13 protein-coding genes and 3 tRNA genes are annotated in these 17,042 nt (G+C 43.1%); 9 read left to right on the forward strand and 7 right to left on the reverse strand.

Annotated elements, in window-relative coordinates; translation table 11 throughout:
- Window positions 1-48: 48 nt before the first annotated feature.
- The 4 genes from ACF8FD_RS11345 (at window position 49) to ACF8FD_RS11360 (ending at window position 1,158) form a co-directional block, all read left to right on the forward strand.
- Window positions 49-534: a hypothetical protein gene (locus ACF8FD_RS11345; RefSeq protein ID WP_279678767.1), complete on the forward strand. Its 486-nt coding sequence runs from the start codon at window positions 49-51 to the stop codon at window positions 532-534.
- Window positions 535-859: 325 nt separating this feature from the next.
- A tRNA-Glu gene (locus ACF8FD_RS11350) sits at window positions 860-935 on the forward strand.
- A 24-nt stretch (window positions 936-959) separates the two neighbouring features.
- A tRNA-Glu gene (locus ACF8FD_RS11355) sits at window positions 960-1,035 on the forward strand.
- Window positions 1,036-1,082: 47 nt separating this feature from the next.
- A tRNA-Glu gene (locus tag ACF8FD_RS11360) sits at window positions 1,083-1,158 on the forward strand.
- Between the two features lie 77 nt (window positions 1,159-1,235).
- Here ACF8FD_RS11360 and ACF8FD_RS11365 read toward each other — a convergent pair.
- The gene (locus ACF8FD_RS11365; RefSeq protein WP_005399767.1) at window positions 1,236-1,844 is read right to left on the reverse strand and encodes a YiiX family permuted papain-like enzyme; all 609 of its coding nucleotides are present in this window, start codon (window positions 1,842-1,844) and stop codon (window positions 1,236-1,238) included.
- A 62-nt stretch (window positions 1,845-1,906) separates the two neighbouring features.
- Here ACF8FD_RS11365 and ACF8FD_RS11370 point away from each other — a divergent pair, with 62 nt between their 5' ends.
- Together ACF8FD_RS11370 and ACF8FD_RS11375 are read left to right on the forward strand one after the other, a co-directional pair.
- Entirely contained in the window at window positions 1,907-2,152 is a 246-nt protein-coding gene (locus tag ACF8FD_RS11370) for a glutathione S-transferase N-terminal domain-containing protein (RefSeq protein WP_279678768.1), read from the forward strand.
- Between the two features lie 147 nt (window positions 2,153-2,299).
- The gene (locus ACF8FD_RS11375) at window positions 2,300-2,677 is read left to right on the forward strand and encodes a glutathione binding-like protein (protein ID WP_279678769.1); all 378 of its coding nucleotides are present in this window, start codon (window positions 2,300-2,302) and stop codon (window positions 2,675-2,677) included.
- Window positions 2,678-2,685: 8 nt separating this feature from the next.
- Here the strand turns inward: ACF8FD_RS11375 and ACF8FD_RS11380 are convergent, their stop codons facing one another.
- The 6 genes from ACF8FD_RS11380 to ACF8FD_RS11405 all read right to left on the reverse strand — a co-directional run bounded on the left by ACF8FD_RS11380 (window position 2,686) and on the right by ACF8FD_RS11405 (window position 12,856).
- On the reverse strand, window positions 2,686-3,930 hold the full coding sequence (locus ACF8FD_RS11380) for an NADH:flavin oxidoreductase/NADH oxidase family protein (protein ID WP_279678770.1): 1,245 nt from the start codon (window positions 3,928-3,930) through the stop codon (window positions 2,686-2,688).
- A gap of 119 nt (window positions 3,931-4,049) precedes the next feature.
- Complete coding sequence (locus tag ACF8FD_RS11385) at window positions 4,050-5,639, reverse strand: ABC transporter ATP-binding protein (RefSeq protein WP_279678771.1); 1,590 nt, start codon at window positions 5,637-5,639, stop codon at window positions 4,050-4,052.
- Window positions 5,614-6,627, reverse strand: a complete 1,014-nt coding sequence (locus ACF8FD_RS11390) for an ABC transporter permease (protein WP_234303816.1) — start codon at window positions 6,625-6,627, stop codon at window positions 5,614-5,616. Before ACF8FD_RS11390 ends, ACF8FD_RS11385 begins: the two co-directional genes overlap by 26 nt.
- Window positions 6,627-7,688 (reverse strand): microcin C ABC transporter permease YejB, encoded by a 1,062-nt coding sequence (gene yejB / locus ACF8FD_RS11395; protein ID WP_279678772.1) that lies wholly within the window; start codon window positions 7,686-7,688, stop codon window positions 6,627-6,629. Before yejB ends, ACF8FD_RS11390 begins: the two co-directional genes overlap by 1 nt.
- Window positions 7,689-7,709: 21 nt before the next feature.
- Window positions 7,710-9,551 carry an extracellular solute-binding protein gene (locus tag ACF8FD_RS11400; RefSeq protein WP_234303818.1) on the reverse strand — a complete coding sequence of 614 codons (1,842 nt, stop codon included), beginning with the start codon at window positions 9,549-9,551 and terminating at the stop codon, window positions 7,710-7,712.
- 35 nt (window positions 9,552-9,586) lie between these two features.
- Window positions 9,587-12,856, reverse strand: a complete 3,270-nt coding sequence (locus ACF8FD_RS11405; RefSeq protein WP_279678773.1) for a LysM peptidoglycan-binding domain-containing protein — start codon at window positions 12,854-12,856, stop codon at window positions 9,587-9,589.
- Between the two features lie 209 nt (window positions 12,857-13,065).
- Between ACF8FD_RS11405 and dnaQ the strand changes: the two genes are divergently transcribed.
- The 3 genes from dnaQ (at window position 13,066) to nudC (ending at window position 17,033) form a co-directional block, all read left to right on the forward strand.
- Window positions 13,066-14,487 (forward strand): DNA polymerase III subunit epsilon, encoded by a 1,422-nt coding sequence (dnaQ, locus tag ACF8FD_RS11410; protein ID WP_234303820.1) that lies wholly within the window; start codon window positions 13,066-13,068, stop codon window positions 14,485-14,487.
- A 126-nt stretch (window positions 14,488-14,613) separates the two neighbouring features.
- Window positions 14,614-16,257 (forward strand): chemotaxis protein, encoded by a 1,644-nt coding sequence (locus tag ACF8FD_RS11415; protein WP_234303821.1) that lies wholly within the window; start codon window positions 14,614-14,616, stop codon window positions 16,255-16,257.
- On the forward strand, window positions 16,257-17,033 hold the full coding sequence (gene nudC, locus ACF8FD_RS11420; RefSeq protein WP_234303822.1) for an NAD(+) diphosphatase: 777 nt from the start codon (window positions 16,257-16,259) through the stop codon (window positions 17,031-17,033). Before ACF8FD_RS11415 ends, nudC begins: the two co-directional genes overlap by 1 nt.
- The last annotated feature ends 9 nt before the right edge of the window (window positions 17,034-17,042 follow it).

Below are 17,042 nucleotides of genomic sequence, written 5' to 3' on the forward strand. Positions count from 1 at the left end.
TCAGCATTTAGAAAACACCCTCAGCGCCAGCAACCTCATGCCGCAACATTGGTTTCCTTTTTACATCCTATTCACCTAACTCACACCGCTGCACCCAATATTGAACATCAAGCTGAAATTTCTAAAAATCCTCAGCTCACACTTTCAGATGAATTCTCATTCAATAATAAAATTAAATACATCAGCCTCCTCGGCAAAGATCTGGCCTTGCGTGACTTAGCTAGTTTAATCAACCATTTCCCAGAGTTGCATAGCAGCTTTATTCATCGTTTTTTGATGGAAGCGTATCTATATTTATCCAATCCACACTTCATCCACACCGCACATATACGTCTGCGTGAGCACTTACATGGTACGAAACCCAATATTGTGATTGCCCACTCTATAGGCAGCGTGATTGCCTATAATTATTTAATTCAACACCCTGAGCTTAAGATTCAAGCACTGATTACCCTCGGTTCACCACTTTGCCTTTCGCGTTATTCAGTGTCATTTGCAGCAACCTATTCAACGGCCCGCTGCTTTATACGGTGATTAGATCAACTTTTATTCAGATGCTGATTTTCTAAGTGCGTTTCCACTAAACAAAAAACCGTTTGCTTTTACTCCCGCCATTATCAACAAGCAAATCACCACTGATATTGCTCATCCTCATCTGATCGAAGGCTATTTACGCCATGCCGAATTCATTAACAACGTGCTTAAGTTGCTTAAAAAATCGACTTAAATCATATGATTTTTAATCATTTTATTTAGATTGTTGTAAATTTATGCATTCAACACTTAAAACTGGAATTATTTAGAGAAAAGCATTTGACACCCCTCTATTTTCACCCTAATATACGCGCACCTCTGAAACGTCCCTATCGTCTAGAGGCCTAGGACATCGCCCTTTCACGGCGGTAACCGGGGTTCGAATCCCCGTAGGGACGCCAATTTCAGAAGTAAAGTTTTATTAAGTCCCTATCGTCTAGAGGCCTAGGACATCGCCCTTTCACGGCGGTAACCGGGGTTCGAATCCCCGTAGGGACGCCATTACTTAAGATCAAAAGTAATCGGTTTTAGAACATCACTTCTGTACTGTCCCTATCGTCTAGAGGCCTAGGACATCGCCCTTTCACGGCGGTAACCGGGGTTCGAATCCCCGTAGGGACGCCATATTCGAGATTGATTTTTTCTAGAGTCATCTCATAAAAAAGCCCAAGTCATAATACTTGGGCTTTTTTATTGCTTTTCTATTTACGATCAACTTCAACTAAAGCGGTCGAGGCAAAAATAGCCTGTGGCGCAATCACAGTTTCATTCAAGGGAATGTTTTGCCCATATCGCTGTTGCATGAGTTGCTTGACTTCAGACGAACTTAAATCAAATTGCTTCAGTTTGGATAACGGCGCCAACTCAATACCTAAAGCATCATGATAGGCCTTCCAGACTATTTCTGAGCAATATAAAGCACGATTGTCCCACTCAAAATAAAGATCATAAGGCTGGCCTAAGTATTGTTCTGCGTTCTTGATTAGCGTCTGCTTTTGCTGAACAGTCAAATTCGTTTTAAAGCGCTTCACCACATAATGCCGCTCAACCCCGCGATCAATCCACTGCTGAAGTGCCGTATATTTCACAGGCTGAACTGCCTCTAAAACCCATGCTTTTCCATCTTTATTAACAATTAAACCCATATGGCTATAACGAGACTTGGTCGCTTTTTGTATCCCTAAACTTTGTTGCGACTTCGAGACGTGAAAAATAATATCGCCTGTTTGATAGGACATATTCGCCCATAGCAGTTGAGGACTTACCAACAGTGAAACAGCACTTAAAATCACAACATTGCTATTTTTCATCTTAGATTTCCTTTATTCTTCTTTTTATAGATACGATCAATCACTTAAAACTAAAAATATTTATGATCTTACATCATCTTCAAAACTCACGTTCACAGCGTATTCTTTGGCTACTTGAGGAACTTGAGCTGTCTTATGAACTCAAGCTGTATGATGCAACACAAGCTAGACAAACGAATCTAAAATTTCCAACGCTCGACATTTCACATGATACTCAGACGATACGACTTACGGAAAGCAGTGCAATCGTAGAATACCTATGCCAACTGTGCCAGAAGTTGATTATTCCCCATGACCATACACAGTAAACCTCTTGCGAAAGTATCGTTTTACCTAATTTTTGAATTGGCTAAAACCTTATAAAATGTAGCTTTGGGCTGTTTAAATTTTGACTAACGCAAGAAGTCCAGTATTGGAACTTCTGTTTTTATAGCCATTATAGCGATGCCAGTCTCATGCCCAATTTGGCATTAAAACAAGTTTTCCAACACATTAAGCAACAAACACCTTTGCTTGTGCGCTTTGTAAGTTTGGCCTTTCAAAGCTCGTTCAATCGCGCTTATTTAAACCCTGAGCTACATCGACAACTGAAAGAAATTGATACCCACTTAAGCACGCATTCATACTTTGCTGGCGATGTGTTTAGTTATGCCGATATCTTGATGTGGTTTCCACTCTATGCGGCCAGTTATGCCACTCCGCAGTTTGCCCAGTATCAGTCTATTCAACACTATTTCACCCAAATACAAAGCAGACCTGCCTTTAATGCTGCAATGGCACGTGGGCAATGGTCTGCTTCTTATTTTGAACACTATTGGTCTATCACACAGTGAGGCTATGCTTAAGCTGACTTTCTAGAGTTGACTTGCCCCTTAATCACGGCTTTCACATTGCCTTTTAAATAATTAAAAAACACTTTGAGCGGTGACAGTTTCGGATTTGGTTGTTTACCTTCTGCGATATCCTTAAATTGTGCGGCATACCAGATCACTTCCATAATCGCCATTTTATCAATCATCGAAATGCCTGTTTTGATCTTATCAACTGCATAACGTACATCTTGCCCTGCAATTAAACGATTGGTCACGTCGGGTTCTACCGCAAATGGACGCGCCATCCCAATAAAGTCACACGCGCCACTTTCTAAGGCTGCGTTCATACCCGCAGCAGTACGAAAACCGCCAGTCACCATCAACTTACACTGGACTTGTTCACGAATTTTTTCAGCAAACTCTAAGAAGTAAGCCTCACGTGCAATAGTCGATGCCTTACGTTTTTCTTGCTTCACCCCTGCCATCGCAGGTGCTTCATAGCTGCCCCCTGAAATCTCAATCAAATCAATCCCGGCCGCATCAATAGCTTTAAATGTCGCAATGACATCTTCTTCCGAGATTCCACCACGCTGAAAATCTGCCGAATTGAGTTTGACCGAAATAATAAACTGCTCTGACGTTGCAGCACGTACTGCTTTATAAATTTCCAATAAAAAACGCATGCGGTTTTCAACAGAGCCGCCCCATTGATCTTGGCGTTTATTGGTCAACGGCGATAAAAACTGACTGATGAGATAACCATGTGCACCATGTAATTGCACGCCTTCAAAGCCTGCTTTCTCACAAATGGCAGCTGAAGTTGCAAAGCGCTGGATAATATCAAGGATTTCATCTTCACGAAGCGCTCGCGGAGTTCCAAAACTCATTGCTAAAGCAGGGCTAAACGGTACTGCTGAAGGTGCAACCGTTTCCCTATTTAAACCCTTAGGACACTGACGGCCTGGATGTGACAACTGCACCAATTGCACCATGCCATGTTTTTTACCAATCGCAGCCCATTGTTTTAGTGGTTCTAAGTCACGTTCGGTTTCAATCACCACCACGCCTGGTTCATTTTTAGCTCGGAAGTCCACCATCACATTGCCTGTAATGGCACAGCCTAGGCCACCTTTTGCCCAAGCCTCATACAAGCCTAAGTGCAAATGATTCGGCTGGCCTGCATGATTGGCGAGTGCTTCACTCATCGCCCCTTTAATCATCTTATTTTTAAAATGGACCTGCCCTACGTCGATTGCGCTTGCAAGCTGGCTCATGAAAATACATCCTTTAATATTTTTTAGTGTTTTTACTCTATGTGTTTTTTGGCGACAGTCAAGAAAATTTGACAATTCATTTTGTCAAATTTTTTAATTTTTTATTTAGCAAAATAATTTTACTGATACTGACTGGCTTGAATCAATTGACGCGTATAGTCAGACTGCGGTTGCTCAAAAAGTTGTTCAGTGGCTTGCAATTCCACCACTTTGGCATGACGTAAGACCAAAACCTGTTGGCATAGTGCTCGTACCACTTGTAAGTCATGACTAATAAACAAATAGCTCATACCCTGCTCGTGTTGTAGACGGCGTAATAACGCCACAATCGAACGCTGCGTACTTCGGTCTAAGGCCGAAGTTGGTTCATCTAAAATCAATAGTTTCGGTTGAAGTACCAAGGCTCGTGCCAAAGCCACACGTTGCCTCTGCCCACCAGATAGCTCATGTGGATAATAGCTTTTAAATGTGACAGGCAACTCCACCTGAGTTAAGACATTCTCAACATGCTGTGTCCTCTCAAACAAAGACAAAGGCTTTAAAGTTAAACCTTCTGCAATGATTTGTTCAACACTCATGCGTGGGTTCAAACTTGCGAACGGGTCTTGAAACACGATTTGAAAATCACCGCGAAGCGGACGTAATGCCTTTTGTGAGAGTTGGTTTAAATCATGTTCTCCAAACTGGATCTGTCCTCGACTTTCAATCAACCTTGCTACAGCCAGTGCCAAAGAACTTTTGCCTGCACCACTTTCCCCCACCACTCCCAAAGAATGCCCTTGAGCCAAGCTCAAATCCAAAGCTTCAACCGCAACAAGATACTGTGTCATGCGATTAAACCAGCCTTTTTTAATCGGAAATTTGACCTCAAGTTGTTTTAAACTCAGTAAAGGCACAGCATCTTGTACGCTAATGGCTTGACCAAAAGAATGATTGAGTAAGTTTTGAGTATAAGTAGACTGCGACTGTTCAAAAATCTGCGCAACCGCCCCTTGCTCTACGACCTTACCTTGATGGATGACCACGACATCATCAGCATAGTGTTTCACCAAGTTGAGGTCATGGCTGATCAAAATCATGGCCATGTTATGGCGCTGTTGTAAAGACTTCAGCAAGTCTAAAATTTGAACTTGCAGCATGACATCTAGTGCCGTGGTGGGTTCATCGGCAATCAAAATATCAGGCTCTTGCACCAGTGCCATGGCAATCATGACCCGCTGGCGTTGGCCGCCAGACAGCTCATAAGGAAAACGCTGTAACACACTTTCAGGATTTGGAATACCCACATCCTCTAGCAAGGCAATCACTCGTTTCCGCGCTTGCTTTTTAGACCAACCCTGTGACCATAAAGTCTCGGCAATGATCTTTTCCACCCGATGCAAAGAATTTAAAGCGGTCATTGGCTCTTGAAAAACCATCGCGATTTTTTTCCCACGAATCAGCCTAAGTTGCGCATCGCTCAGCTTTAAGAGATTTTTTCCGTCTAACAGCACTGAGCCATGTACTTGCAATGCTTTCGGTAATAACCCCATCAAGGCTAAAGCACTAATCGATTTTCCTGAACCGCTCTCTCCAACCAGCGCCAAAGTCTGCCCAGCATACAGTTCAAAACTGAGCTGATCGACCAATAGGCGTTCTGCACTTTGAATACTCAGTGCATTCACTTTAAGTATAGGGGCTGTACTATTGGCGTCTGGGGTCAAATGCATCGCGCAAAGCCTCCCCGATATACATCAGCAACGCAAGCACAAGGGCCAAGCTGAAAAAGCCAGACAGTGCTAACCATGGTGCATTTAAATTATTCTTACCTTGTAACAAAAGCTCGCCCAATGATGCCGCATCAGGCGGTAAGCCATAACCCAAGAAATCCAGTGCTGTTAGCGCTGTAATATTGGCTGTTAAGATAAAAGGCAGTTGTGACAGGCTAGAGCTGATTGCATTGGGTAAAATATGCCGAAAAATAATAGCTCGGTTAGTGACACCTAAACTTCGCGCGGCACGGACATAATCCAACTGGCGCGCCCTCAAAAACTCAGCTCGTACCAATGGAACTAAAATCGTCCAACTGAATAACAGCATGATTAAAAACAGCCAGTAAATATTTGGGCTAAACATACTGACTAAAATCATCACCATGAATAGCATGGGTAACCCACCCCAAACTTCTAAAATGCGCTGTCCGATTAAATCGACCCAACCACCGTAATAACCTTGTACTGCTCCAATCACAATACCCAGTACAGCTGAACTGAAAGTCAAAACAAAACCGAACAGCAATGAGACACGTAAGCCATATAATACTCGTGCCAAAACATCACGACCTTGGTCATCTGTCCCGAGCCAATTTTGCATCGTGGGCGGGGACGGTACAGGAACAGTCAAATCTACGTTGGGGGTTTGATATGAATATCGAATCAACGGCCAAACAGCCCAACCTTTTGCCTGAATCAGCTGTTGTACCACTGGATCTTTGTATTCAGTTTCAGTCTCAAAAACTCCACCAAAAGTCGTTTCAGGATAGTGTTTCAATACAGGGAAATATAAGGTCTGATCATACTTAAGCAACAGCGGTTTATCATTCGCAATCAGTTCTGCGGCTAAAGACAACACGAAAACACAAAGAAATAAAATACAACAACTGAGACCGAGCCTATTTTGCTTAAATCGCTTGAAACCTGCCTGTAAAATAGGTGACATCAGCCTCTCCCTTGCGAATCAAAATGTATTCGCGGATCAATCCACTGATACAACACATCGCCAATTAGACGCAACAGCAAGCCCAACAAAGTAAAAATGAACAATGTGCCAAAAATCACAGGATAGTCACGCTGCACAATGGCTTCAAAGCCCAATAAACCTAAACCATCCAGATTAAAAATGATCTCAATAAATAAATTGCCTACAAAAAAGTAAGCGATTAAAGCTTCAGGTAAACCTGCCACCACAATCAATATTGCATTGCGAAACACATGACCGTACAACACTTGAGACTCAGTCAGACCTTTAGAACGCGCCGTCAGCACGTAGGGCTTGCTGAGCTCTTCCATAAACGAAGACTTGGTGAGATAAGTCACTGTGGCAAAGCCACCAATCACCATCGCTAAAAGCGGTAAAGCCATGTGCCAAAAATAATCTTTAATTTTTCCCCATAGTGACAAGTCCGCAAAATTTTCCGAGACCAAACCCTGCAAGGGAAACCATTGGAAATAAGAACCGCCTGCAAAAAAGACAATCAGAAGAATTGCAAAAATAAATGCGGGAACTGCATAGGCCACTGCCAACAGTAGCGATGTAGACTGATCAAACACCGTGCCGTGCAATCGGGCTTTTTTAATGCCCAAAGGAATGGAAATCAGATAGATTAGCAAGGCACTCCACAGCCCCAAGGACACGGATACAGGTAATTTATCCTTAATCAGTGCTGTAACGGGCTGGTCTTTAAAAAAGCTCGTACCGAAGTCCAGTTGCACATAATTCTTTACCATTTCAAAAAAGCGTATATGCATGGGCTGATCAAAACCATAATGTGCTTTGATCTTTGCGAGCATTTCATCACTGAGTCCTTGTGCGCCTTGATAGACATTTGAGCCTCCACCTGCACCGCCCAGATTACCCAAAGTTTGCATAGCTTCCGCTTGTTGAATGGCTTGCTCAACAGGACCACCGGGCGCAATTTGGATCACAGCAAAATTGATCAGCAAAATCAGAAATAAAGTTGGAACAATCAGCAACAGCCTTTTGAATATATACATATGCATCTCCAAAACCCCTATGCCAGCTTATGGCTTGGCTGCCTGACCTAAATACCGACCCACCTTTTTTGCCTGTTTGGCATCACTCCACCAATAATCCAACCCGACATTCAACTGCGGACTCTGTTTTGGTTTTTGGTACATATTCCAATAGGCATACCATTGATCAGCTTTACCATAGGTCGGTATTTGATAATAACCCGCACGCAGCAAGCGATCTAAAATACGCGTTTGCACGACCACTTGCTTGCGATCAGGCGCTTGAATCAACTGTTGAATCATTTGATCAATCACCGAATTTTGAATACCCGAATAATTATAATTTCCCACCTGATGGGCTGAAGCACTGCCCCACAGTTGCACCTGTTCTTTGCCCGGTGTCAAAGACTGTGGCATCGTTTGTAGGGTCATATCAAAATCTTGAGTCCGCATACGCTCATAGTACTGCGGTGTATCAACCTGTCGAATGTTCAGCTGTATTCCTAGGCGCTTTAGATGGCGAACAAAAGGGGTAATTTCACGTACAGCATCACTCGGCTGAATCAGAAATTCAAACTGAATCGGCTTATTTTTCCGATCCAACAATTGCCCTTTGGCATTATATGTATAGCCATTTTTTAATAAAATCTGTCGTGCAATGAGTAAATTATTTCGATTATAGCCCGATCCATCTGAAGCTGAATAACGCCAGTTCTTTAAAACGCCATCTCGCTGTACGGGATGCAATTTCGCCAAATAAGGCTTTAAGATTTTGATTTCAGCAGCCGAAGGCGCACCCTTCGCCTCTAGTTCGCTATTAGAAAAATAACTTTGCAAGCGTTGATATTGCCCATAGAACATCGCTTTGTTTTGCCACTCGAAGTCGTAGGCATAAGTCAAGGCTTGGCGAAAATAAATATCTTGAAAAGGCTGACGACGGGTATTAAATACAAAACTTTGCGTTGGAATCGGATTGAAATGCTTAAAGCGATATTTTTTAACGAGACCTTGTTTCGCTGCGGGAAAGTTATAGGCTGTCACCCATTGTCGTGCAGACTCTTCCTCATGCAAGGTATATAAACCGGCCTTAAACGCAGTAAAAGCAATATCTTTGCTGCGATAGTACACATAATCCACGCGGTTAAAATTATAACGCCCTTGGTTGACCTTTAAATCTCTGGCCCAATACTTTGGATTACGCTTATAAACAACCCGCTGCCCTGCATTGATTTTCTCTAAGAGATAAGGGCCTGAGCCTAAAATCGGTTTGACCGAAGTTTGACTAAAGTCTTTGCCTTGCCAGTCTTTTTTTGAATAAATTGGCATTCTGGCCACAATCAAAGGCATTTCCACATTATTTCGGGTTTTAAAATGCATTTTGACGCTGTATTTGGACAACACTTCGGTCTTGGCTAAATCCGACAAATACATCTGTAAGCCAAAATTGGATTTGCTTTGAAAGATATCAAAACTGAACTTTACATCGGCTGCAGTAACAGGACTGCCATCACTAAACCGTGCTTTTGGGTTTAAATGAAAAATGATCGCGTTAAAATTTTTTGGGTCATAGCTTATCTTTTCAGCCAGCAATGGATACATCACCGCAGGCTCATCCAAAGAACTACTCATGAGTGAGTCAAATAAATAGTTGGTTCCCTCAACCGCAGTACCACGACCATTCATGCTGTTTAAGTTATCAAAACTCCCAATGACTGCACGTGTTAATTCGCCACCCTTCGGTGCCTGCACATTGGCATAAGGCAAATGATCCAATTGGCTGTATTTCGGCGTACTATAAGGTGCAATAAAAGGCATGGTCTGTAGTGCAGACCATGCCTTTAAAGGAATAGCTACAAGGCTGAACAGCAAGAGTGTTGTTCTAACCGTCATCAAAGCTTACTCTGAAATTGCATTTTAACTCAATATTAGTTCGGCACCTTAATTACATCCCCAATGCGCAACTGCGTATTCGGTTTAATGTCATTGAGCTCAGCCAATTGCGAAGTATCCATACCATAACGACTTGCCAGTCCAATTAAGGTATCACCACGTTTCACCGTGTACTGCGAAATCAGTTTTGGGATTTGAATGGTCTGCCCAACTTGTAAGCCCGCACGCGGACTCAGATTATTTAAACTAGCAAGCTCTGACACTGACATCCCCGCACGGCTTGCAATTGAGTTTAACGACTCACCTGACTTCACTTTATAAGCTTCAGTTGCACGGCTAGAAGTTGCTTGTGGCTTTGCTGCCACTGTTTCTGTTTTGATTGGAGCTGAATCAACATCACCTTCAATTTTTAAACGCTGACCAACACGAACATTCGCCGTACGGCTTAGGTTGTTTAATTCAGCCAAATAGTTCAGTTGCAAGTGATATTTACGCGCAATGCTATTTAGGGTTTCACCCGATTTCACCACATGGATATCGGTTGAGTTATTACTTGCAGTAGTTTGTTTTTCGACTGTTTTCGGCGTTTCAACAGTAGGCACTTCACCCGTTAATTTGAGTTTTTGACCTGCACGTAAGCCCGCTGTACGACTCATGTTGTTGAGGTCAGCAATATAATCCATACCCAAATTATATTTCGAAGCAATCGCAGTTAACGAATCTCCTGACTGAACGGTATAAGTATCTGGCACGGTTGAACCCGCAGGGATCTTAATACTTTGACCCACTTGCAAGCCGCTATTGGTTGACAGATTATTGAGATCAGCCAACTCCGACAGGCTCATCTTCGACTGTGATGCAATGCTATACAAAGTATCACCACGTTGTACTTTATAGCTTTCAACTTTGAATTGTGGCTCGGCTTTAACTGGAGATGCTTTGGCACTACTTGTCGTTAAGCTTTTGACATCATTGAGTGGCACATTAATTTTTTGTCCAACCAACAGGTTGCTGCCCGCATTTAAACCCGGTGTTAAATCTGCCAATTCTTGATTTGACAGCGCATAACGGTCTGCAATCAATTTCAGATATTCACCACGTTTCACCGTATACGACTGGGTTGCCACTTTGGTTGGGCTGCTGTTTTTTTCATCGTTGGATTTAGTACGGGATTGAGCTGTTTCTTTTAATGATAGCTTTTGCCCCACACGTACACCACTGGTTACGCTTAAACCGTTATAGTCAGCCAACTGTTTTAAGCTTAAACCAAACTCATCCGCAATGCCTGTTAAGGTATCATTGGCACGAACGGTATAACTCTCGGGTTTAGTCTCAGCTTTCACGGTAGAACGCACTTCAACTTTTTCAGCTTGTGGTTTTGCATCATATAAATAAATCGATGTACCGACATAAAGTGTGGCATTGGCATCCATTTGGTTCCACTTCGCCACATCACGCCAGTTCACCCCATTTTTGGCAGCAATCAGCGCCAAAGTATCACCCGGTTGTACGGTATAAGTTGAACGTTTACCTTTTGGCGGAACAATTACAATTTCAGAGTCAGTCTTAACAAAATTTTTGCCTTGATTACGCTTCACTTCATCTGAATCTAAACGAGTATTGTCAGCCACAGATTTTGGATAAGCAAAACCTTTGGTTAACTCTTTACCTTGCAGCTCTGCCACGGACTGACTGGTTTGAATTGCGGTGAGCTTAATTTTACCATCTAAAGGATCCACAATTTCTGTGCCTTGAGGGGCTAAAGCCTGAATTTCAGCTACCACTTCAGCTTGCTCTGCTTTCGTCGCAACTGGTTTCAGAACTTCATCGACAGTTTTGCTTTGACCTTCAGCTTGAATTGCCGCGGTTAACTGCTCACGTTCTGCTGCTGAAATTGGTGGTTCAACGGAAACTGGTTTCACTGGGGTCGCTGGCGTAACCGCAACTGGAATACGCGGCGCACTTGGAATATCGCTATTGGCAGCAAAAGCAGCCAGTGCATTAGACCCTTTAGGCGTTGAACCACGGGTAGGCGTCGTAATAGAAGTACTGCTTGACGACGTCACTGTAGACGAAGTGGCAGACTTTCCTGTTGTGGTTTTTGCGGTTGTCGTCGCTAAAACAGGTGGTGTAGTTTTCGACGGTGTGATCGCTTTGGTATTTAACCTCGGTGGTTCAATTTTGCTTGGTTGAATCGTTTGGTTATTTTCAGGCAGTTTGGTATTTGCAGATGCCCACAAGCCGCCTGAACCACCCTGTAATTTTTTCAAACGTACATCCACTGAAGGACTCAAATCCGCAGGAATTAAAATCCGCATTGGACTTGCACCATCAATCCATTCACCACGGTGTCCCGGATTTAACTGATACAGCTCGGCACGACTTAAACCTGTAATCGACGCAACTTCATTTAGACTCACCGCGCCCACAGTGACTTCTCTAAAGTGCGGACGATTGGCAATCGGTGGTAAATTGATGTTATAGGCATTTGGATTTTTAATGATCTGTGCAACCGCCAAGAACCGTGGCACATAGTTCATAGTTTCTTCAGGCAGTTTTAACGACCAATAGTCCGTCGGCAAACCTGCGGCTTTATTACGGTTAATTGCTTGTTGAATACGGCCCGGACCTGCGTTATAAGCTGCTAGGGCAAGTTCCCACGAACCGAACTGGTTATATAAACTGCCCAAGAACTCATACGCAGCCCGTGTTGACTCGACCACATCACGGCGTCCGTCATATTGGCTACTTTGTTTTAAGCCATAAATACGTCCCGTACTTGGAATAAACTGCCATAAGCCCGCAGCCGCAGCACTACTGGTTGCAGCAGGGTCATACGAACTTTCAATCACAGGCAGTAGAGCCAGCTCTGTTGGTAAACCGCGACGCTCAGCTTCTTTAACAGTGTGATACAAATAACGTGATGCACGTGCACTTAAACGATCCAAATACGGTTGGCGTGAAATGAACCACCCGCGCTGTGCATCAATACGAGGATTCCAATGATCGGTGTTCATTTTAAAGCCCACGGTCATACGCTTCCAAACGTCACCGTGTTTTAACACCAACAGGCGATCCCCTTCCACCGCACGCATGTCGGTTGCAGAAAGTAAATCTTCTAAAGAATCTAGACTATTTGCGTCTAAGTAGTTTGATCCGACTTGTTTGGATTTAGATGTTTGCGTTGCACTTTGCGTCGAGGAGCAACCAGCCAGTCCAAGTGTCGCAAGTGCTGAACCGAGTACTGTAATTTTAAATAATGTCGGTAACATCGGTTGGCCAAAAATGGCAGCTGACTTATACATAAGAAAATCCAAACAACTCGTATAAAATTTATTTTTTAGATCTGCCATTGTAGTAAAGCACGCAGCAGACACAAGGCGTTAATTTAACTTGAAATCAGTATAAATGTTACAAGAAATTAAAAAAGCTGCATGTTATACACTTCTCTAGTGCATTTGCGTTATACAATGGTGCCCGCTTAGTTTTAATTTTCAGTTTACGGAAGTTGTGTATGTCACAAACAATTACCCTGTATGTCGATGGTGCTTGTCGTGGAAACCCTGGTCTTGGGGGATGGGGCGCGTACATTATTACAGAAACTGAAGAACATAAACTGTGTGGCGGTGAAGACAACACCACCAATAACCGTATGGAACTCACCGCGGCCATTGAAGGCATTCTTTTTTGCCCAACCGATGCGAAGTTGGTAGTCTGGACAGATTCAACCTATGTCAAACGCGGCATTACCGAGTGGATTACAGGTTGGAAAAAGAAAAACTGGAAAGACGTTAAAAATCCAGATTTGTGGAAAAAACTCGATGCAACCTGCCAAGGCCGTGATATCGATTGGCACTGGGTCAAAGGCCATGCAGGTCATGAAGGTAATGAAATGGCAGATCAATTGGCAAACCTCGGTGCCGATCAAACACAGGCTCAACTTCGTCAGTCTAAAACAACGACAACAGAACCATCTGTAGATAAAAAAAAAATTGAACCAGACTGGTTGTTAAACGACCCTTTTGGTTTGGGTTTCGATGACGAAGAAGCCGATGACAGCGAAGATTTAACCGAAAGTGAAATACACGTTGCAGAACAAGAGCCAAGTTTAGTCGCTGAACCAGAACTTGCTACAACGGTGCCTTCTATTGAACAAACGTCTGAAGTTGTGGCAAGTGTGGATTTAACACAACTTAAACAACATCCACAAATTGTGATTACTCCACGTAAGGTTGAGGTCTTTGGACCTCGACAGCTCATTCTCGATACAGAGACCACGGGTTTCTATTATCAAGATGGCGATCGCATTATTGAAGTTGGTGCGATTGAAATGGTCAATCGAAAGCTTACAGGCAGCTCTATTCATATCTACATCAACCCGAAAAAACCTGTGGGCGATTCTGAAAATGTCCACGGGATCTCTGATGACTTTTTAAAAGATAAACCGCTGTATCAAGAGATTGCTGACACTTTATTTGCCTATCTCAAAGGTGCGGAAATCATTGCGCATAATGCAAACTTCGATATGAACTTCTTAGACATGGAGTTCAAGCGTGCAGGATTTGTTGCGCTTTCTGAAGTTTGTGCAGTGACAGATACCCTCGCGATGGCAAAATCTAAGCATCCGGGGCAAAAAAACTCACTCGATGCCTTAGTTCGCCGTTACGAAATTCCACAGCGTGACCGTACCTTCCACGGGGCCTTACTCGATGCTGAAATTCTAGCCGACGTTTACTTGGCCATGACAGGTGGTCAGGTTTCCTTTGATATGGACGCCCTGTCGAATAGTGAAGAAGAAAATGGGCAAAGTCAGCGTCAAACACTGGATATTGAACTGGCGGTAATTCACCCTTCAGCCGAAGAACTTGAAGCACATGAGACTTGGGTCAAACAATACCAAGAAAAACATGGCACACCCTGCCTTTTTGCCAAATAAAATCTAAAGTTTATGTTAACTTTTGTATTACAAGATTTTTCAGTTAGGCTATAGTGATAAACAAGTTGCTATGCCTCTATTGGGCAGCATATAAACACGATAAAACACTAGGATAGGTGCAGATCAATGTCTTACCAAACCTCTATTCATTTTAATCCAACAGCGCTGCTGATAATAAAAAATGAAGTGGATAACTCCATTAAGCTAGTTGAATCAGCTGTGAGCACCTTAGCAGAAGATCATACTTTACCTTTTGGAATTGACGACGCATTAAACCAATTTGAGCAATGTGCTCAAGTGCTTGCCTTGATTGATATGTCGAGCTTAGCCAAAATTGCTGAATATTCCGCAGAGCTTATGCGCAAGATCATGGGGAATCCTGCACAGATTAATACGCAAGATGTGATTGCACTCAGCGAAGGCACGACCATGCTGAAGCGATATATTGAGTTCATTTGCTTAAGAGAAGTGAAAATTCCACAGTTTTTACTCGACACCTTAAACCGTCTTGAAATTGCACTAGCAAAGCCTTTAACACAAGAAGGTCAGCACATCGAGTCCTTACTGGACTGTATTACCCCAGATTTCAGCCTCCCTCAAGCACCAAGTCTTGAAAAATCTCAATATGTTCATCGCCTGTATAAGCTGTCTTTAAGCCAAATGCTGAAACAAGAAGAAAGCGAACTTGATTTACAAGCAATGAAATTGGTGGGTACTTATTTAGCGGGTCTAGCAGAACAAAAGCCGAGTAAACAGTACTGGAACTTGGTCTATGTTGCACTCAATCAAATTGAAAAATTGCTCATTAATGAACCACGTTTACGCACTTTGATTAGTATCGAACGTAACATTGCTCAGTTCTTTACTGCACCTAAACGTTTCAAAGCCAACCTCACAGATCTTGCCAACATTCTCAGCTTATGTATTAGCCAAGAAGACGAAGTGTCTCAACACATCCGCGGCAAACTCAATATTGGCGACGACCTACTCACAGATACGCAGCTACAAGTTTTCAGTCGTCATCTGTATGGCCCTGATTTCGACACAATGCATACCATTAGTGATTTGGTAACCACCGAAATGTCGCAAATCCGCAATGACATTGAGTACAACTACCAAACCATGACCCCTGAGAAGACCCGAGAGCTCCAAGCAAAACTGGTCGATTTGGCGAACATCTTCAAAGTATTGAACTTAAATGAAGCACATAATGACTTAAACCGTCAGGCAGCATCACTTAGTCAACCAGATATGCTGAAAGATGAAGGTTTTGCGCAGCAGTTGATGAACGTGATCTTGTCGGCAATGAACTCGATTGGCGTGTTAGAACGTCACCATACTTCAAGCCGCCTACAGCTGCGTGTCAACAACATGAATATTTCACTAGACCGTTTAGATGAAGCCCATGCTGCTTTATTGACTGAGGCTAAAACGTCTATTGACTTAAGTAGTCAAGCGTTGGCGCAATATCAGCAAGAACAAGATTTAGCTACACTTGAGAACACCCCTGCACAACTACGTGAAGTTGCTGGCGCAATGCTGTTCTTAGGCGCTGAAAATGGTCAAACTGCTCTGAATCTTTCAGCAGATTTTGTGCAACAACAATTCACGGCTGAAACTGCGCTCACTGCCGCTCAGGTGAATCATGTACTTGATGCTCTCGCAAGTGCAGATATGCTGATTGATAACTTAAAAAACAAACAGCCTGTATTACACAGTATGTTTGATGTAGCATTGAACAGTAGCCAAAAACTAAAGACTGTTGCCTAATGTCAGAACTTTCACTTGCTTATATTTTCCACCAACAACAATTGTTGGTGGACCATAACTTTCAATTGCCTCGTGTGGAAAAACTAGCAAGTGATTTAAGTTTTCACTCGGGTGATCAAGTGATTGCACGAGACCTGCTAGACAATGAGCCGATTCCTGAAGGCTTAGAACTCATCCCAATTCGCCAGTTGCTTCCACTCTGGAGCACTAAACAATTCGAACAGGCCAGCCGAGCTATTCAACTGCTAGAATGGCGTCGCAATCATAAATTTTGTAGTCATTGCGGCCACGCCACAGAAGCACATGCCAGTGAATATGCCATGATCTGTCCTGCCTGTGGTTATCATCAGTATCCACGGGTACAACCCTGTGTTATCACCGTCATTACACGAGGTGAAGATGAAATCCTGTTGGCAAAAAATGCGCGTAATACCCGTAGCAATATGTATGGGTTGATTGCAGGCTTTGTTGAAGTCGGTGAAACCTTAGAAGAAGCGGTACGCCGCGAAACCTTAGAAGAAGTCGGCATTCAAGTTAAAAATATTCAATACTTGGCGAGTCAGCCTTGGCCTTTTCCAAGTAACTTAATGATTGCGTTTAAAGCAGAATACGCATCGGGTGAGCTTTGCTTACAAGAAGAAGAAATCAGCGATGCCCAATTCTTTAAGTTTGATCAATTGCCTGAAATTCCGTTCAAAGGCAGTATTGCACATGCCATGATCATGCATGCGACAGAAGGCACAACGGTCGCAGATGATACACGTGAGTGGCTCTAAGCTCACTCA

The sequence above is a fragment of the Acinetobacter sp. TYF_19 genome (assembly GCF_043105125.1).
GTDB lineage: Bacteria > Pseudomonadota > Gammaproteobacteria > Pseudomonadales > Moraxellaceae > Acinetobacter > Acinetobacter johnsonii.